Raw genomic sequence first — 17,964 nt, forward strand, 5'->3', positions numbered from 1 at the left:
TCCGACTTGCCGCGATGGGCGCCGAAACTGACAGCACCGATCGAGAGCAGGAACCAGACGTCGCCCCGCCTACAGGGGTGTGAAGGTTTGGCCTAACCGCGCTTGAGGATCAGGTCCATGACCCGGTCGGTCTTCAGCGCCTCGGCGGCCAGCGCCGGATGCTGCGCCTCGCCACGGATATGAGCGTTCATGCCGAGCACGTGGTGCCACTGGATAGGTTCGGGGTTGTCGATGAAGAGGCTCAACTGTTCATCGGCGTCCAATTGCAGCGGATGCTCGTCGAACACCGAGAAGCCGATACGCCCCTGGCTGCCGATGATCTCCACCCGGTCCACTCGACGGTCCGCGACGAAGTTCCAGGCCCCCGTGCCCAGGGCGCCGCACGCGAAGCGCCAGCTGGCGCTCACCGCATCCTCGGCGCTGTACAACCCGGCCTGCCGCGCGGTGATACCGGCGACCTCGGTGATGTCCCCCAGCAGGTACTGGAACAGGTCCAGGCCGTGGCTCGCCAGGTCGGCGAAGTAGCCGCCGCCGGCGATCCGCGGGTCGGTGCGCCAGTTGCGGCCGCCATTGCGATCGGCCTCGGACGGCGCCTTGGTCAGGGTCCAGCTCAGGTGGCGCACCTCACCGATGCGCCCGTCCCGCAGCCACTGCCGCACGTGCTGGAAGCGCGGCAGGGAACGGCGGTAGTAGGACACGAACAGGTGCAATCCGGCCCGCTGGAAAACCTGCTGCATCTCCAGGCTTTGCCCGGCGTTCAACGCCATCGGTTTTTCCACGCAGCAGTGCTTGCCGGCGGCGGCCACCCGCACGCTGTAGGCGTGGTGGCTGTCGGGGGGCGTGGCGATGTACACCGCGTCCACTTCGGGGTCGTCGATCAGCGCCTGGGCATCGGTGTAGAAACGCGCGATGCCGTGGCGTGCCGCATAGTCCCGCACCGCTTCCAGGCGCCGGCCCATCACCGCCACCAGGGCCGAGCCCGGCGCCTTGTAGAAGGCCGGGCCACTCTTGCGTTCAGTGACGCTGCCGCAACCGATCATGCCCCAGCGCACGGGCCGCATGCCCTCTCCTGCTGTGCCCATTGGCCGGTCAGACCGCTTGCAGGGCACGCAGGTCGAGGCGGCCGTCCTGCAGTGGCGGGCACCAGTAATAGCCGCCGGTGATCGGCCGGCTCATGCGGTACAGGCCGTCGACTATGCCGTCTTCCAGGCCGCTCATGCGCCGCAACTGGACTTCGAAGGCCTGGAGGCTGTGGCCGAAGGCGAGGAACATCAGGCCGCCCTTGTCGCCTTCGATCCATGGCATCGAGCGACGCACCATGAAGGCCTCGGGGGTGAAGCTCTCCTGGGCGGTGCGCTTGACGTGGGCCGAGTCCGGCGCGTCGTCCAGCTCTTCGTTGTCGCTCAGGCGGCGGCCGATGATGTTGTCGCGCTCCTCCTGATGCATCGCGGCAAAACCCTTGAAGTCATGCTGCCACTGCTGGATCGCGGCGAAGCTGCCACCGCGCAGGCCATCGGCGCCTGCGGCCAGGGCCGCGGCGATGGCTGCTTCATCGTGGGGGTTTTCGGTGCCGTCCTCGTAACCGGTCAGGTCGTGGCCAGTCTTGTGGCGGAAGGCTTCGTTCATCTGCACCAGGCGCAGCGCCGGGGCCAGGGCGGCCTCCAGGGCGTTGCTGCGGTGCAGCAGCTCGCCGCGGTCTTCGCCATGCAGCCAGACCCACAGCGCATGCTGGGTCGAAGGGTTGTCGACGCCGACCCCGGTCAGCGCCGGGAAAGCCTTGAGCCCCTGCACGCGGGCGCCCAGGGCCTTGACCAGCGACGCGCCAAAACCCGCTACCGCCGTTTTCCCGTCCACCAGCGTCAGCAAGCGATCGAGCGCCGCCGGCAGTGCCTCGACGGATTCGAGGGCGAAAAACAGGTGACGAGCCTGGGTCGGAACGGGGGTGGCAAGAATGCCCGGCTGGTAGTAACTCATGACGACTCCTTGAAGAAAGCCCGGAGTTTACCCGGCGCACCACAATTTGTGGGGGTTTAGACGCTCATGGGCCTAGGTGGTGAATCGTCACGCCACCGCAGGCCGTGCCCTGCAACGGGCCGCCCTCCTCCCGGTAGGCACTGGGGCTCAGGCCGGTCCAGCGCTTGAACGCCCGGCGAAAACTGCGCACGTCGCTGTAGCCGACTGCCTCGGTGATGCGCTCGATGGACAGCTGCGGGTTGGCCAGCAGGCTCAGGGTCCTCGCCCGGCGTACCTGTTCCAGCAGCGCTTCGAAGGTCAGCTCATGCTCGCTCAGGCGCCGACGCAGGGTGCGCCCGCTCATGTTCAGGTCGCTGGCGACCTGCTCGATATGGCTGCCCTGGGTCAGGTCGCGGGAAATGGCCCGCTCCACCGCCTGGATCAAGTCCAGCTTGCGGTGCACCTGGGCGCTTTCCAGTTCCAGCAGCTTGAGCGCCTGGCGCAGGGCCACGGCGTGGTGGTTGGGCAGGCGCGTGTCCAGCCAGTGGCCGGCGATGACCATGCGGTTGTGCAGGCAGCCGAAGTGCACATCCGGCCCCAGCAGGCGCAGGTACTCGTCCCGGTAAGCCGGGGCGGCGTGCATGAACTCGACCCGCAGCGCCTTGAAATCCGCACCGACCAGGGCGCGGCCGTAGACCGGCAGGCTGGCGAAGAATTCTTCGACGGCAAAGATCTGCACCTCGCTGTAAGGCAAGCGGCATTCGGCCTCGACGAAAAATTCGTCGCCCTGCTGCTGGACGCTGCAGCTGACGATGCCGCCCGAGGTGTGCTGGTGGCGGATGCCGATGTCGAAGGCATCGCGCAGGGTCTTGCACAGCGACAGCACATGCCCCAGCAGGCCCAGGGTGCCGAGCACGTTCTGGTGCCCGACCCACAGGCCCAGGCCCTGCCGCGGCAAGGCCTTGAGCGCGCGCTGGATCATCGCCACCGCCTGGCGGTAGGAAATGCGTTGCGCGGGGTCCTGCAGGTCCTCGAGGGTAAAGCCCAGGCCGCGGCACAGGGTGTGCGGGTCGACGCCATGGCTGCCGGCGACTTCGGCCAGGGTCTGCAACAGGAAGGGTGAAACCAGGGCCAGTTGGTACTGTGGATCGACGGCTTTCGTCTGCATGGGCATCGGGTCCCGAGCCGGTTCGGCTGCAATTCTTATTCTGGTTATGCGCCCCGCTCCCATCATTGCCAGGGCGAGGCGAGCGCCCGCTCAGCATAGCGTTTTCCGCTCGCGTTCACGGAAGGATGTAACAAGTCATTGCAGGCTGGCCGCGAAAGTCCCCCTCAATGGCCGCCAATACCCTGCCTGGCCAGGCGCCGAAGGCTTATTCCTATGGGGCGACCGGAAACCGGCCAACTGCGCGCCCACTGACAATAATAAGAGCCCGAACATGAATTCGACCCGCACCCGTCTTCCCCAACGCCTCGCCGCCAGCCTGGCCTGCATCGCCGCCCTGCCCGCCCTGGCACCGGCCACCGAATCCGGGGTCGACAATATCGGCCCCGGCACCGACGGCTTTTTCATCCTGCCGCTGGACGTCAACGGCCTGCCGGACCACATGTTCGCCTTCAACCTCTATTACAACCACTACGAAGCGCGAAAGCTGAATATCAGCTCCCTGGGCGGCAAGGTGCCGGACGTGCGGATCGTCTCGGACGCGATCATTCCCCGCCTCGACTACCTGAGCCCGCTGCGGCTGTTCGGCGGGCGCCTCGGCGGCTACGTGGCGCAGCCTTATCTGCGCCAGCAGGTGGGGGTCTTCGGCCTCAAGGACCAGCGCGAAAGCATGGGCGACACCACCATCGCGCCGATTATCCTGTGGGACATGGGCAAGCACCTGACCCTGGGCGCCGCCGTGGAAATCACTATCCCCACCAGCAAGTACGACGCGACGCGCCTGGCCAATACCAGCAACAACTTCTACACCTACAAACCGCTGGTTTCGCTGACCTGGCTACCCACCCCGCGCACCGAGCTGTCGCTGAAGACCACCTACAGCTTCAACGAGGAAAACCACGCCACCGACTACAAGTCCGGGCAGATCTTCCACTTCGACTATTCCGCCAGCTACAAGGTGACCGACAACCTGAGCCTGGGGCTCAACGGCTATTACCTGAAGCAGACCACCGACGACAAACAGTACGGCCGCACCGTGCAGTTTCTCGGCGAGGACGTGGACGACGGCGTGCGCGGCCAGGTGTTCGCCATCGGCCCGGCGCTGTACCTGACCTTCCTCAAGTACGCCAGCGCGGAGATCCGCTGGGCCAAGGAGTTCGACGTGGAGAACCGGCCCGAAGGCGAGATGCTGTGGGCCAAGCTGACCATTCCGTTCAGCTTGTGATCGAAATGTCTGGCACTGCGCGTTATCGTTCATCGCGAGCAAGCTCGCTCCTACAAGGGGCCGTGCAACCCTGTAGGAGCGAGCTTGCTCGCGAAGACCTCAAGGACAGCGCAAAAACCTAGCTATAGACCGGCCAGCTGTCGACGATCCGCCCGCCGCGCACCGCCAGCAGGTCGCCGAATTGCAACAGCACCGCTTCGCTCTGCAGCGGCCGCAGGAACACCTGGTCGTCCGGCCCCAGGCCCACGGCGGGCGAGCCGTTGACCATCTCCTGGTTGGAACTGCGGCCGAACAAGCCGTTGCTTTGCAGCCCTGAAGGCGACTCGAACTCGGCCTGCCAGTTGCCGCCGTAGATGAAGAATGTCTCGCGCTGGTTCGGGTCCCACCAGGCAAACAGCTTCGACCTGTCGTCCAGCGCCGGGATACGCACCGGGCCGGTGCTTTTCAGCACCGGCGTGGCGATGTAGGCCGCGGGCCGATGTTCGCTGAGGGACGGCAGGTCGTAATGGCTCGGCTTGAGCATCGCCGTGCCCACCGACACTTCGCTGCTCAACTGTTCCTGCTCATGCATGCGGTAGCTGGGGCTGCCGGCGGTGTTCAGGGTCAACCCCGGCTGCCAGAGCGCCGGATGGCGTTGCCGGGTGAAGTCCACGGCGCTCTGGTAGCGCTGCATGACCTTGGCGAACAGCGCTTCGGGCGAGCCGAGAATGCCCGGCACGCCCATGCCGACAAAGGGGTCGTAGCCCATGAAGCCGGCGAACGCCAGGTGCTGGGGGTTGGCGGCGATCAGGGTCAGCAGCGGCCCCAGTCCGGCGCTGTCCTTCACGCCACCGCGGTGCAGGCCGACGTCCAGTTCGATATTGATCCGCAACCGGGTGCCCAGACCTCGGGCCAGGGCCAGGTATTGCTGCAGGTGTTCCGGGGTATCGATCAGCCACTGCAACTGCCGGGCCGGGTCGAACGGGCCTTTGTGGCCCTGGTAGAACAGCTCCGCCGAACGCACCGGCAGCGGCTTGCCCAGCAGGATATCGGCCTCGGGAAAGCGCTGGGCATCGTGGTTGAGGAACGGCTGGTGGAACGACATCAGGCGCTGGGTGCCGGCGCGCTGGCCGATGTAGGCCAGCAGCCCCGGCGACGGCAGGGATTTCTCCACCAGCCGCAACTGCTTGCCGCCGCGCTTGACCGACTGCAGCACCACATCGATGTTGTGGTCCAGGCGGTCGAGGTCGATCAGCATCACCGGGCGCATCGGGCCGTGGGCCTTGAGCTCCTGGTTCAGCGCGCGGAAATAGTCGCTGTAGGGCCCGCCTCGGTCGGCGGGCCGCAGCCAGGCGCCCACGCCCGCCAACAAGGCGCCGACACCCGCGGTGCCAAGCAGGAAGTTGCGTCTATTCATGTTCTTTCTCCCTTCAGACCACGCCCAGGATGGACGACAGGTGGGCATTGAGAAACTTGCCGTTGGGGTCCAGCGCCTCGCGCACCCGGGTGAACTCTTGCCAACGCGGGTACAGCGCCTGCAACTGCCGGGCGTTGAGGCTGTGCAACTTGCCCCAGTGCGGGCGGCCGGCGTACTTCCAGAAAATCGGCTCGATGGCGGCGAAGAAGTTGTGGTGGTCCATGCCGTAGTGCTGGTGCACCGAGATCGAACAGCTGTCGCGGCCCTCGAACATGCTCAGGGGAATGTCGTCGGCCTGGACGTAGCGGTACTCGATGGGAAACCAGGTGCGCAGGTCCTTGTCGCGGATCAGCCTGAGGATTTCCCGCAGGCACGCCGGGCCGTGCTCGGCCGGCACCGAGTACTCCATTTCGTTGAAGCGCACGTTGCGCACATTGGCGTAGACCTCGTAGGAGTCGCCGACCCGCTCATCGAAACGGGCGAAATGCCGCAGGCTGTTGAGCAGGGTGCGGCGGGTCTCGGGAAAATCGCTGAGGTATTTGTCGAGGTTCTCGATCAGGCTGACGAACTCGTTGCCCCCCTCTTGTGCCGGGTCCACGGGCGGTGTCGCCGGGTCCTCGGTTTCATTCAGGGCAATCGACAGCGCGTAGTCGGAATGGGTGACCACCAGCATTTCCCAGTGCTGGTTGTCGCGGGTGTTTTTCGCCAAGTCTTCGAGCAACTCCTCGGTCTTGGCGATCCACTGTTTTTCCCGCAGGCGATAGGCCGGGCGATTCTGCAAACGCACCCGGGTGGCCACGCCCAACGCGCCGAGGGACACCCGCGCGGCACTGAAGACCTCGGCATGGCGGCGGCTGTCGCAGTCCAGTACCTCGCCGCTGGCGGTCACCAGTTGCAGGCCACAGACCTGGGCCGAATAGGACTTGAAGCCGACGCCGGTGCCGTGGGTCGAGGTAGCGATGGCCCCGGCCAGGGTCTGGTAATCGATGTCGGCCATGTTCGGCAGGGCCTGGCCGATGTCCTTGAGTGGCGCGCCCATGCGCGACATCGGCGTGCCGGCGGCGAACTCGGCCTGCAAGGTCGCCGCATCGTGGCTGAGCAGGCCGCTGAAGAAACTCAGCGACAGCAGCGTGCCGTCAGTGGGCACCAGGGCGCTGAAGGAATGCCCCGAACCCACCGGGCGGATCTTGCCCGGGGCCTGGCGAATCACCTGCACCAGCTCGTCCAGATCCTTGGGCGCCAGCCGCGCCAGGGGCAGGCAGCTTTGCGCGCCGGACCAGTTGCGCCAGGGAATCAGCCGTGGTGCCCGCGCCAGGTCGGCCAGCAGCGGGTTGCTGGCCAGGGCGCTGAACGCTCCGGCCAGCGCAGTGCGTTGCAGCAACTGACGTCGTGTGAGGTGCATGGTCATGCCTGTGTCCCTGTGCCGGGTTATTGGAAGTCTTGTGCGGACATGAAGCGGATCAGGGCGAGGAATTGCTCCTCGGAACACTGCATGCACAGGCCCATCGGCGGCATGCCGTTATAGCCGTTGATGCTGTGGTCCAGCAGGGTGTCGGCGCCCTGGGCGATGCGCGGGCGCCAGGCCTGGACATCGCCGGTCAGCGGCGCACCGGACGCCGGGTTGGTGTGGCAGAGCTTGCAGCTGCTGTCGTAGATCCGCGCCAGCGCCGAATCGTCGGGCAGCTGTTGCACCGCGGCCGCCGATGGCGGCGCGGGCTGGTCGCCACAGGCAACCAGCAGCCCGCCCAGAGCCAGCCACAGCGCAACGCGCCCCAGGCGATACAGTGGGACGATGGATGAAAACCGCAGCGAGGCAGTCGGTGCCGGCATGGTGTTCCTCTCGGGTGACGGTCGGGATCGACCCAGAGCAAACACTAAGGCAGGCGCGGCCAGGACCTGAGGGCATTGCGGGCCAGCGAGGGGGGCATCTGCGGCCAGGCCTGTGGCTGCGATGGATTGGCGAAACCGCCGCTATGCGGCTATCGCGAGCAAGCTCGCTCCCACAGGATTACGCGGCCCCTTGTAGGCGCGAGCTTGCTCGCGATGGCGACGACGCAGCCAGCGCTTCAGCGCCGGTTGAAACAAAGGCTGTTTTTCCATGGGAAAAAGCGGCTACTCTTGGCCCAAAGAACCACACCATCACACCTCTGCTGCACGACTTTCCGCCATTTTGGCCCAGCTTTTTGCTAAAGACCCGAGACATCAAGGCGTATACCCGTAGAAACAAACCTTGAAGACCCGTCTCGCCCGTCAGCACCGGCGCGCTATCCAGCCCGTCGGTGCATTGCCCATTGCCATTACGGAATAGAGTCATGACCACAGCCCATCTGTTGAACACGCTGTTTCCCGTCGCCGCCGACATCCCCGAGCAGTACCGCCTGGACGGCCAGGTCGAGCAACGCGAGTACCTGGTCGACGGTCAGTTGCAGACCTGGAACGGGCCCCTGGCCCTGGTGCGCAGCCCGGTGTACCTGGACACCGCCAATGGCGACGAGCAAGTGATTCTCGGCAGTACCCCGCTGCTCGACGCCGACACCGCGCTGACCGCCCTCGACGCCGCCGTGCGCGCCTATGACCGTGGCCAGGGCGCGTGGCCGACGATGCGCGTGGCCGAACGCATCCAGCACGTCGAAGCCTTCCTCGGGCGCATGCGCGAACAGCGTTCGGCGGTGGTCAAGCTGCTGATGTGGGAAATCGGCAAGAACCTCAAGGACTCGGAAAAAGAGTTCGACCGCACCTGCGACTACATCGTCGACACCATCAACGCCCTCAAGGAACTCGACCGCCGCTCCAGCCGCTTCGAGCTGGAACAGGACACCCTCGGCCAGATCCGTCGCGTGCCGCTGGGCGTGACCCTGTGCATGGGTCCGTACAACTACCCGCTGAACGAGACCTTCACCACCCTGATCCCGGCGTTGATCATGGGCAACACCGTGGTGTTCAAGCCGGCCAAGTTCGGCGTGCTGCTGGTCCGTCCATTGCTGGAAGCCTTCCGCGACAGCTTCCCGGCCGGGGTGATCAACGTGATCTACGGCAGCGGCCGGGAAACCGTCAGCGCGCTGATGGCCAGCGGCAAGATCGATATCTTCGCCTTCATCGGCACCAACAAGGCCGCCAGCGACCTGAAGAAACTGCACCCCAAGCCGCACCGCCTGCGCGCCGCCCTGGGCCTGGACGCGAAAAACCCCGGCATCGTCCTGCCGGAGGTGGACCTGGATAACGCGGTTAACGAGGCAATCACCGGCTCGTTGTCGTTCAACGGCCAACGCTGCACCGCGCTGAAAATCCTCTTCGTCCATGAAACCGTGGTCGATGCCTTCATCGAGAAATTCAACGCCAAGCTGCTCAGCCTCAAGCCCGGCATGCCGTGGGAACCGGGGGTGGCGCTGACGCCGCTGCCGGAGTCGGGCAAGGTCGATTACCTGCACGCCCTGGTGGCCGACGCCATCGACAAGGGCGCCAAGGTGGTCAACCCCGGCGGTGGCGAAGCGCGGGCCTCGTTCTTCTACCCGGCGGTGCTGTACCCGGTGAACAGCCAGATGCGCGTGTACCAGGAAGAGCAGTTCGGACCGGTGGTGCCGATCGTGCCGTATCGCGACCTGGAAACGGTGATCGATTACGTCCTGGAATCGGACTTCGGCCAGCAGCTGAGTATCTTCGGCACCCAACCGGCACAAGTCGGACGGCTGGTGGATGCCTTCGCCAACCAGGTCGGGCGGATCAACCTCAACGCCCAGTGCCAGCGCGGGCCCGACACCTACCCGTTCAACGGGCGCAAGAACTCCGCCGAAGGTACGCTGTCGGTGCATGACGCGTTGCGCACCTTCTCGATCCGCACCCTGGTGGCCACCAAGTTCCAGGAGAGCAACAAGGCGTTGATCAGCGACATCATCCGTAACCGCGAGTCGGGCTTCCTGACCACCGATTACATTTTCTAGAAATGGAGAACACCCTCTGGGCCTGCTGAACACCTGGCGCTCCTTGCGCCTGCCACCGCTGTTGCGCCGATTCCTGCTCCCGGTACTGGACCCGTATCGGCGCTACCGCTACGCCAAGCTGATCCATGCGGTGCGCGTGGCCCTGGGGTTGCTGGCCACCATCGCGCTGACCACCGGCCTCAACCTGCCCCACGGCGAATGGGCGTCGGTGACCATGCTGGTGGTGATCGGCGGCTTGCAGCACCACGGCAATATCGGCAAGAAGGCCGTGGAACGGGCCATCGGTACCCTGATCGGCGCGGGCGTCGGCCTGGTGCTGGTGGTGCAGCAGGCTTACCTGGGCATGTCCTGGCTGACCTACCTGGGGATGTCGGTGGTGTGCGGGTATTTCTCCTATCACGCCATCGGCAAGGGCGGTTACACCGCGCTGCTGGCGGCGATCACCGTGTTCATCGTCGCCGGCCATGGCGACAACCCCGTCAGCGACGGCCTGTGGCGCACGGTGGACATCCTGATCGGCATCGCCCTGGCCCTGGCCTTCTCCTTCGCCATTCCGTTGTACGCGGTGTATTCCTGGCGCTACAACCTGGCCAGCGCCTTGCGCGACTGCGCCACCCTTTACGGACGCATCATCGGCGGCCAGTCGGTGACCGACGATGAACACCTGAAGTTGCTCGGGCGCCTCAACGGCACCTTGCTGCAACTGCGCTCGCTGATGCCCTCGGTGTCCAAGGAAGTGCGGATCTCCATGACCGAACTGGACGCCCTCCAGCGCAACCTGCGCATGTGCTTCAGCACCCTGGAAATCCTCGGCAATACTCGGCCGAACCTCAGCGACCCACAGGCTCGCGAGCAGCTGCAACAGGTGCTCAAACACGAGCACCGGCAGGTGCGCATACAGCTGGTGGGCATGGCCCGCGCCCTGCAATCCGGCGCCACCAGACGCCTGGGGCGGCCCCTGGAGGGCCCGCCCTCCTCGCCCCTCGACACCTCGGTCTATACTGCGCTGGACGGCTACCGCCTGCTGACCCGGCAACTGGTGGCCAACCTCAACGAGATGCGCCAGCGCCTGGCGAAAAGCGCGGAGCACTGGAAGATCTGAATGCCCTGCGCCTGCCGCCCCAAGCAGCGCCCGCTAGAACAATTCGCTGAACGGAATGAACCGCGCCGGTTCGCCGATCTGCAAGGTACGGCCCTCGAGAACCTCCACCAACCCATCAGCCCAGGAAGCGCCCAGCAATACGCCGGAACTCTGGTTCGGATACAGCACGGCACGCCCCCCCTCCAGCCTGGCCCGCAGGTACTCGCGGCGGCTGCCCGCTTTCGGCCAGTCGAAACCGACGCTGACCGGGAAGCTCAATGGCATGACCTCCTCGACGCCCTGGATGCGCAACAGATATGGCCGGGCCAGCAGGCCAAAGGTCACCAGGGCCGAGGTCGGGTTGCCGGGCAGGCCGATCACCGGCACGCTGCCGAAGCGCCCCACGGTCAGCGGCTTGCCGGGTTTTATCGCAAGCTTCCAGAACACCGGGGTGGCGCACTCGCGCAGCACCTGGCCGAGGCAATCGGCGTCGCCGGCAGACACGCCGCCGGTGGTCAGGATCAGGTCCGCCGCGCACTGCAACTGCTCCAGGCGCAGCCGGGTCTGCTGCGGCTGGTCGGGGAGAATCCCGGCATCGATCACCTCGCAGCCCAGGGCACTCAGCCAGTGGCTGAGCAGGGTGCGATTGCTGTTGTAGATGCAGCCGGGGCGCAAGGGGGCGCCCGGCTCGACCAGTTCGTCGCCGGTTGACAACAGCGCCACCCGTGGCCGCCTCACCAACGGCAGATGGGTACAACCCTGGGCGGCGGCGATCGCCAGTTCGAAAGGCCCGAGGCGTTTGCCGGCGTGCAGCAGCACCTGCCCGGCACGGTTCTCCTGGCCTTGCGCGCGGATGTTCTGGCCGGCCTTCAGCGGCTGCTTGAAGCAGACGCGGCCGTCGTCCCGCACCTCGACGTTCTCCTGCATCTCGACGCTGTTGGCGCCCTCGGGCAGCGGCGCGCCGGTGAAGATTCGCGCGCAGGTGCCCGGCAGCAACGGCTCGGGGGCCTGGCCGGCATAGATGCGTTGCGACACTGCCAGCGGCTGCCCGTCCCAGCCATCGAGGTTCAAGGCATAACCGTCCATGGCGCTGTTCGGCCAGGGCGGCAGGTCCAGGGTCGCCACCAGGTCGCTGGCCAGCACTCGTTGCCGCGCCTCGCCCAGCGCCACCGGCTCGCTGTCCTGCAGGCGTTGCGCCTCGGCCATGGCCAGCAAGCGGGCAATGGCTTCCTCCATCGGCATCAGCGGTGAGGGGCTCATCCGCGGGTCCCGCAGGCTTGCACCTGTTTGAGGTGCGGCACGAAATTGCACGGCCGGTGGCGGGCGTCCAGTTGCTCGGCGAGGATGCCTTCCCACGCCGTCCGGCAAGCGCCCGTGGAGCCCGGCAGGCAGCACACCAGGGTGCCGTTGGACAGCCCGGCCAGGGCCCGGCTCTGCACGGTGGAGGTGCCGATATCGAGGATGGAGATCGCCCGGAACAGTTCGCCGAAACCGTCGATCTGCTTGTCCAGCAGGCAGCTCACCGCCTCGGGCGTGCTGTCGCGTCCGGTGAAGCCGGTGCCGCCGGTAATCAGCACCACCTGGATATTTTCATCGGCGATCCACAGCGCGACCTGGGCGCGAATCTTGTACAGGTCATCCTTGAGCAGGTTGCGCTCGCTCAGGGTGTGGCCGGCTTCCAGCAGGCGGCTGACGAGCAACTGCCCGGAGGTATCGGTGGCGTATTCGCGGGTGTCGCTGACGGTCAGCACGGCAATATTCAGGGGGACAAACAATGCATCCGATTTCACGCTCATGTCTTTCTCCGGCAGGCAGTCATAAAAACCATTGCCAGAGGCTAAAGCGCTGCAACCGTGAGTGTCTAATCACTCTGGCCGACCACTTTATCGAGCCCATCTATCAAGGCTTTTTTCTGCGCAAAGTACGGGTCGGCCCTGGTGAGATCCGCGGTCGATAGAGCCTTTTGATCGGACATTCGATACTTGCGATTGGACTCGCAGCGGCGACAATGAGATCGTCCCGATACCCAACCCGCGTGCCTTGAACCATGACCCCGACCTGCCCCGCTTCCCCTTTGTCCACCCCCTGCTCGGTACTGCTGCTGGCCGGCGGCCGTGGCGCGCGCATGGGCGGACGGGACAAGGGCTTGCTGCCCTGGCAGGGCAAGCCGCTGATCGCCCATGTGCAGGCGGCGGTCCGGCCCTTCAGCGACGACCTGATCATCTCCTGCAACCGCAACGCCGAGCAGTATCGGGCCTATGCCGACCAGCTGGTGGAGGACTCGCAGAAGGGCTTCCCGGGCCCACTGGCGGGCGTGCTCGCCGGCCTGGCGGTGGCGCGTCATCCGTGGTTGCTGGTGTTCGCCTGCGACGCGCCGAAAATCGATGCCGCGCTGGTCAGCGCCATGCTGGCGGCGCGCCCCGCCGTGGACTCGGTGCTGATGGTGCAGCAGTCCGGCCACTGGCAACCCATGTTCAGCCTGATCCCCAAGGCCTTGCTGGCGAGCCTGCAACAAGACTGGGACGCCGGCGAACGCAGCCTGCAGCGCGCCTTGTCGAAGCACCGGCCGCAGGCCTTGGTCTGCGCCGAGGACGACCCGCGCCTGAGTAACTTCAACAGCCCTGAACTACTTTTTTAACGGCATTTTTTTAACGGCATTTTTTAGCGACTCCGCGTGCCACCGAACGGGTGCACAGTTTTTTCCTGCAAAAGGTCGGTCCGGGATTTCCAAGCGCGCGTGCGTCCTGGACACCGACCTTGCCCCTGATATCAACCCCCTTGCTCAGCAGGTGCCATCGTGGACATCAAACAACTCAAGTTCCTTATCGCCCTGGACCAGACCCGGCACTTCGGCCAGGCCGCGGCGCGCTGCCACATTACCCAGCCGACCCTGTCCATGCGCTTGCGCAATCTGGAGGACGAACTGGACCTGGTGCTGGTCAAGCGCGGCCAGCGTTTCGAAGGGTTCACCGAGGCCGGCGAACGGGTATTGGCCTGGGCGCGGACCCTGCTCGCCGCCCATGACGGGCTGTTCGCCGAGGCCGCCGCGTGCCGTGGCCAGTTGGTCGGCAGCCTGCGCCTGGGCCTGGTGCCGCTGAGCAGCTTCAATCCGATCGGCTACGTCCAGGGGCTTTCCCGGAGCTTCCCGGAACTCAAGTTCGCCCTGTCGTCCATGAGCTCGGACCAGATCATCGAAGGCCTGGGCAACAACCAGCTGGACCTGGGGGTGTGTTATCTGGACCACGTGAACCCGAACTACTTCGAGTTTTTCGAGATCGGCGAAACCCGTGTCGGCCTGCTGTACGACACCCGTCACTTCCATTTCGAAGGCAGCGAAATGAGCTGGGAAGAAGCCGCCGAGCTGCCCCTGGGGATGATCAGCAATGGCATGCACTACCGTAAATCCATCGACCTGAGCTTCCGCAGCCGTGGCCTCGACCCGCAGCCGATCCTCGAAAGCGATTCCACCTACCAGCTGTTCCAGGCGATTCACGAAGGCTTCTGCTGCTCGATCATGCCGCTGTCCAGCGGCCTGGAAAACCCGATCGAGAACCTGGCGTTCATCAACCTGCCGGATGCCAGCGTGCTGGCGCCCCTGGGCCTGGTGATGCGCAAGACCGAACCGCGCTCGGCCATCGCCGAAAAGTGCTTTGCCGAAGCCAGGAAGCTGTTTGCCGGCCAAGAGCCAACGGCCGACTAAAGCTGCTGCGCCGCAGGGCGCATCCCTGCCCTACCAGCGACTGGCGGCCAGTTGGTCGCTCTCCCGGCCCTCCACCCAGCGCTCGCCGGACGGCGTCTGTTCGCGCTTCCAGAACGGCGCGCGGGTCTTCAGGTAGTCCATCAGGAAGGCGCAAGCCTCGAAGGCCGCTTGTCGATGGGCGCTGGCGACGCCGACAAACACGATAGGCTCAGCCACCTGCAACAGTCCCACCCGATGCACGACCCTGACCCGTTGCAGCAGCCAGCGCTGATTGGCCTCATCGACGATGCGCCGCAACGCGCGCTCGGTCATGCCCGGGTAATGTTCGAGGAACAGGCTGCCGACCTTTTCCTCCAGATTCAGGTCCCGCACATAGCCGACGAAAGTCACCACCGCGCCAACGCTCGGGTCCTCGCCATGCACCTCGCGGTGCAGTCGGTCGAGGTCGAGGGCCTCGGCCTGGACATGCACGGTCATGGCTCAACCCCCGGTGACTTGTGGGAAAAACGCGATCTCGTCGAAGTCCTCGATGGGTGCGTCGAGGTTGCACAGGTCCTGGTTCAGCGCGCACATCAGGCTGTTTTCGCCGAGCACCGCCTGCCAGGTCTCGCCCCTGGCCATCAGCAATGTCCTCACATCGCCGACGCTGCGCAACGAATCGTCCAGCGCGATCTTCTCGCCGCCGATACCGAGCTGCTCGCGATAACGGGCAAAGTAGTTGATCAGAATCATGCGGTGACTCCCGCTTCGAAGGTGCCGGATCGCCCGCCCTGTTTCTTCAAGAGCTGGATGCTGTCGATGACCATGCCGCGGTCGACCGCCTTGCACATGTCGTAGATAGTCAGCGCGGCCACGCTGGCCGCGGTGAGGGCCTCCAGCTCGACCCCGGTGCGGCCGTTCAGCCGGCAGGTGGCGACGATCCTGACGCTGTCGGGCTCGACGGCCTTCAGCCCGAGGTGAATCGAGCTGAGCATCAGCGGATGGCAAAGCGGGATGAGTTCATGGGTTTTCTTCGCCGCCATGATGCCCGCGATGCGCGCGACCGCGAACACGTCGCCCTTGGGGTGGCCGTTCTGCTGGATCATCTGCAAGGTGGCGGGCCGCATGCGCACCCAGGCCTGGGCCTGGGCTTCGCGGTCGGTGGGCAGCTTGTCGCTGACATCGACCATGTTGGCGCGGCCTTCGGCGTCCAGGTGAGTCAGGGTGGTGGAGTCGTGGGGCATGGTTATCCTCGCAGCCGGCTGGCTGGGTTGAGTATTTGATGTCGCCCGGGGGAGCCAGGGCGAACGCATGGGCGCCGATCAGCTCAGCACGAAGTCCACCGGCTGCAGCACTGGCGGTAGCTGCGTCGCCCCCAGGGCATCCAGCACCTCGCGCTCGATGGTGCGCACCAGGGCATTGGTCGGCAGGTCGTTCTCGTCCCGGCCGAAGGGGTCTTCCAGCTCGTCGCCAATGGCATCCAGGCCGAAGAACGTATAACTGACGATGGCCGTGAAGATCGGCGTCAGCCAGCCCAGGGGCTCGGCCATGGCAAAGGGCAGCAGGATGCAGAAGATGTAGCTGGTGCGGTGCAGCAACAGGGTGTAGGGAAAGGGCAATGGCGTGCTCTTGATCCGCTCGCAGATGGTCTGGGCGCAGGTCAGGCTGCTCAGGTGATTGGCCAGCAGCGTGTAGCGCCATTCGCTGATCGCCCCGGATTCGGCCAGGGTCGAACACTGTTGGCCGACGTGGCGCAGGATGCTGTCCGGCACGTTGGGCGCCTGGGTCGACGGCAACCGGCTCAGCCAGGTGCCCGCCGCGCTCGGCTCGTCTTCCTCGCGCAGCCTGGCGTTGAGGGCATGGGCGAAGCCGCAGAGGTCGCGCAGGATCTGGCCGCGCTGCCGCGAGTCCTTGATCGCCTGGGTTTCGCGGATCATCGAACGCACCTCCGTCACCAGCGTGCCCAGGGCCTTGCGCGCCTCATACCAGCGGTCGTAGCAGGCGTTGTTGCGAAAGCTCATGAAGATCGACAGCGACAGGCCCAACAAGGTGAACGGCGTGGCATTGACCCTGGAGAAATAGGCCGGATACAGGGTCTCGATCAGCACGATGGCCGAGGCCAGGAGGGTCACCAGCAGGCTGCGCAGGGCGATGCGCTTGGCGATCGAGCCCTTGAGCGAAATCAGCACATTGATCAGGTTGGGTTTGGATCTGACGATCATCGCAAGACAGCCTTTTTGCAGAGGGGAAAACCGCGCGGGTTAGCCGCCGGTCATGTTCATGAACCGCACCACTTGCACCTCGTCATTGAGTGCGAAGTTGTGGCGGTACGGCTTGATTTTCATCGCCTCGACGATGGCCCGCTCCAGGCGTCCCGACTCGCCCGGATGGCTGCGCAGCACCTGCTTCAGGTCGACCGCATGCTCGTTGCCCAGGCACAGCAGGAGCCGGCCCTCGACGGTCAGCCGCACCCGGTTGCAGGTGGCGCAGAAGTTGTGGCTGTGGGGCGAGATGAACCCCAGGCGAATCTCCGGCGCTTCGGCCAGGCGCCAGTAACGCGACGGCCCCTGGGTCGATTCGGTGGAGTCGATCAGGGTGTAGCGCTCGGCGATGCGCTCGCGCACCTGGGCGCTGGAAAAAAACGCATCGGCGCGGCTGTGTTCGCTGATCACTCCCAGGGGCATCTCTTCGATAAAGGAGATATCCAGCCCACGGTCGATGGCAAAACCCACCAGGTCGTTGATCTCATGCTCGTTGCGGCCTTTCATCACCACGCAGTTGAGCTTGGTGTGCTGGAAACCGGCGGCATTCGCCGCGTCGATACCGGCAATCACCCGGGCCAGGTCGCCGGTGCGGGTCAGCTCGCGAAAACGCCTGGCATCGAGGCTGTCGAGGCTGATGTTCAGACGCTTGAGCCCGGCCTCGAACAAGGGCGCCGCCAGCTTGCCCAGCTGCGAGCCATTGGTGGTCATGCACAGCTCGCGCAGCCCCGGCAGCGCGGCGATGCGCCGGCACAGCTCGACGACGCCCTGGCGGACCAGGGGTTCGCCCCCAGTCAGGCGGATTTTCCGGGTGCCCAGGGCGACGAAGCTTTGCGCCAGCCGATAGAGCTCCTCCAGGGTCAGGATGTGTTGCCGCGGCAGGAACTGCATGTTTTCGGCCATGCAATACACACAGCGAAAGTCGCAGCGGTCGGTCACCGACATCCGCAGATAGTCGACTCGCCGGGAAAAACCATCCTGCAGGATTCGATCTGACATTACCGCCTCCATCAACACTTCAGGTGCATTGTCCAGAAGGTTGTTATTGGAAGGCCGCCGTTATAGAGGGGCCTTGTTGCGGCAAGACTAAGTTCAATTAAAAGCGCCGTCTAATCGCTATTAACAACCGGTTGATCAATAGGATCTATCAAGCAAAAAAGCACCTGAAATGACCTCGCCTTAAATAAATAATTTATTGATTTATTTCGACTTTTTCCTTGATAGAGGATCTCGATCAACTGGTCATTAATAGCGATTAGACAGGCA

18 protein-coding genes are annotated in these 17,964 nt (G+C 65.0%); 5 read left to right on the plus strand and 13 right to left on the minus strand.

The features are described 5' to 3' along the window. Positions 1-92: 92 nt before the first annotated feature. The 3 genes from IF690_RS18430 to IF690_RS18440 form a co-directional block, all read right to left on the minus strand. Positions 93-1,061: a Gfo/Idh/MocA family protein gene (locus IF690_RS18430; RefSeq protein WP_202696836.1), complete on the minus strand. Its 969-nt coding sequence runs from the start codon at positions 1,059-1,061 to the stop codon at positions 93-95. 28 nt (positions 1,062-1,089) lie between these two features. Continuing rightward, positions 1,090-1,974 carry a Dyp-type peroxidase gene (locus IF690_RS18435; protein ID WP_202696837.1) on the minus strand — a complete coding sequence of 295 codons (885 nt, stop codon included), beginning with the start codon at positions 1,972-1,974 and terminating at the stop codon, positions 1,090-1,092. A gap of 64 nt (positions 1,975-2,038) precedes the next feature. Further along, complete coding sequence (locus tag IF690_RS18440; RefSeq protein WP_202696838.1) at positions 2,039-3,121, minus strand: AraC family transcriptional regulator; 1,083 nt, start codon at positions 3,119-3,121, stop codon at positions 2,039-2,041. 271 nt (positions 3,122-3,392) lie between these two features. Here IF690_RS18440 and IF690_RS18445 point away from each other — a divergent pair, with 271 nt between their 5' ends. Next, entirely contained in the window at positions 3,393-4,343 is a 951-nt protein-coding gene (locus tag IF690_RS18445) for a SphA family protein (RefSeq protein ID WP_202696839.1), read from the plus strand. A gap of 118 nt (positions 4,344-4,461) precedes the next feature. On the opposite strand, the gene IF690_RS18450 is transcribed toward IF690_RS18445, so the two are convergent. The 3 genes from IF690_RS18450 to IF690_RS18460 form a co-directional block, all read right to left on the minus strand. Next, a complete protein-coding gene (locus IF690_RS18450; protein ID WP_202701552.1) occupies positions 4,462-5,670 on the minus strand; it encodes a DSD1 family PLP-dependent enzyme in 1,209 nt (402 codons plus the stop codon). 82 nt (positions 5,671-5,752) lie between these two features. Next, positions 5,753-7,081 (minus strand): D-arabinono-1,4-lactone oxidase, encoded by a 1,329-nt coding sequence (locus IF690_RS18455; protein WP_202701558.1) that lies wholly within the window; start codon positions 7,079-7,081, stop codon positions 5,753-5,755. Between the two features lie 86 nt (positions 7,082-7,167). Further along, positions 7,168-7,569 (minus strand): c-type cytochrome, encoded by a 402-nt coding sequence (locus IF690_RS18460; RefSeq protein WP_202696840.1) that lies wholly within the window; start codon positions 7,567-7,569, stop codon positions 7,168-7,170. 482 nt (positions 7,570-8,051) lie between these two features. On the opposite strand from IF690_RS18460, the gene IF690_RS18465 reads away from it, so the two are divergent. Then, positions 8,052-9,677, plus strand: coding sequence for an NADP-dependent glyceraldehyde-3-phosphate dehydrogenase (locus IF690_RS18465; RefSeq protein WP_202696841.1), 1,626 nt, complete (start codon positions 8,052-8,054; stop codon positions 9,675-9,677). 61 nt (positions 9,678-9,738) lie between these two features. Next, on the plus strand, positions 9,739-10,779 hold the full coding sequence (locus IF690_RS18470; protein WP_202701560.1) for an FUSC family protein: 1,041 nt from the start codon (positions 9,739-9,741) through the stop codon (positions 10,777-10,779). Positions 10,780-10,812: 33 nt separating this feature from the next. Here IF690_RS18470 and IF690_RS18475 read toward each other — a convergent pair whose 3' ends face one another. Together IF690_RS18475 and moaB are read right to left on the minus strand one after the other, a co-directional pair. Then, entirely contained in the window at positions 10,813-12,018 is a 1,206-nt protein-coding gene (locus IF690_RS18475; RefSeq protein WP_202696842.1) for a molybdopterin molybdotransferase MoeA, read from the minus strand. Beyond that, the gene (gene moaB, locus IF690_RS18480) at positions 12,015-12,554 is read right to left on the minus strand and encodes a molybdenum cofactor biosynthesis protein B (protein ID WP_038577944.1); all 540 of its coding nucleotides are present in this window, start codon (positions 12,552-12,554) and stop codon (positions 12,015-12,017) included. Before moaB ends, IF690_RS18475 begins: the two co-directional genes overlap by 4 nt. A gap of 251 nt (positions 12,555-12,805) precedes the next feature. Here moaB and mobA point away from each other — a divergent pair, with 251 nt between their 5' ends. Together mobA and IF690_RS18490 are read left to right on the plus strand one after the other, a co-directional pair. Continuing rightward, positions 12,806-13,396 carry a molybdenum cofactor guanylyltransferase MobA gene (mobA, locus tag IF690_RS18485; protein ID WP_202696843.1) on the plus strand — a complete coding sequence of 197 codons (591 nt, stop codon included), beginning with the start codon at positions 12,806-12,808 and terminating at the stop codon, positions 13,394-13,396. Positions 13,397-13,555: 159 nt separating this feature from the next. Beyond that, positions 13,556-14,458: a LysR family transcriptional regulator gene (locus tag IF690_RS18490; RefSeq protein ID WP_202696844.1), complete on the plus strand. Its 903-nt coding sequence runs from the start codon at positions 13,556-13,558 to the stop codon at positions 14,456-14,458. A 30-nt stretch (positions 14,459-14,488) separates the two neighbouring features. Here IF690_RS18490 and moaE read toward each other — a convergent pair whose 3' ends face one another. From moaE to moaA, 5 genes are all read right to left on the minus strand, one after another. Continuing rightward, positions 14,489-14,935, minus strand: coding sequence for a molybdopterin synthase catalytic subunit MoaE (gene moaE, locus IF690_RS18495; RefSeq protein ID WP_202696845.1), 447 nt, complete (start codon positions 14,933-14,935; stop codon positions 14,489-14,491). A gap of 3 nt (positions 14,936-14,938) precedes the next feature. Continuing rightward, positions 14,939-15,190, minus strand: coding sequence for a MoaD/ThiS family protein (locus IF690_RS18500; RefSeq protein WP_009049725.1), 252 nt, complete (start codon positions 15,188-15,190; stop codon positions 14,939-14,941). Further along, a complete protein-coding gene (gene moaC / locus IF690_RS18505) occupies positions 15,187-15,681 on the minus strand; it encodes a cyclic pyranopterin monophosphate synthase MoaC (protein ID WP_202696846.1) in 495 nt (164 codons plus the stop codon). Before moaC ends, IF690_RS18500 begins: the two co-directional genes overlap by 4 nt. Before the next feature lie 78 nt (positions 15,682-15,759). After that, on the minus strand, positions 15,760-16,659 hold the full coding sequence (locus IF690_RS18510) for a bestrophin family protein (protein ID WP_202696847.1): 900 nt from the start codon (positions 16,657-16,659) through the stop codon (positions 15,760-15,762). Positions 16,660-16,698: 39 nt separating this feature from the next. Continuing rightward, positions 16,699-17,697 (minus strand): GTP 3',8-cyclase MoaA, encoded by a 999-nt coding sequence (gene moaA / locus IF690_RS18515; protein ID WP_202696848.1) that lies wholly within the window; start codon positions 17,695-17,697, stop codon positions 16,699-16,701. Between the last annotated feature and the right edge of the window lie 267 nt (positions 17,698-17,964).

Origin of the sequence: Pseudomonas sp. SK3(2021) (assembly GCF_016772375.1) — a bacterium.
Lineage (GTDB): Bacteria > Pseudomonadota > Gammaproteobacteria > Pseudomonadales > Pseudomonadaceae > Aquipseudomonas > Aquipseudomonas chlororaphis_I.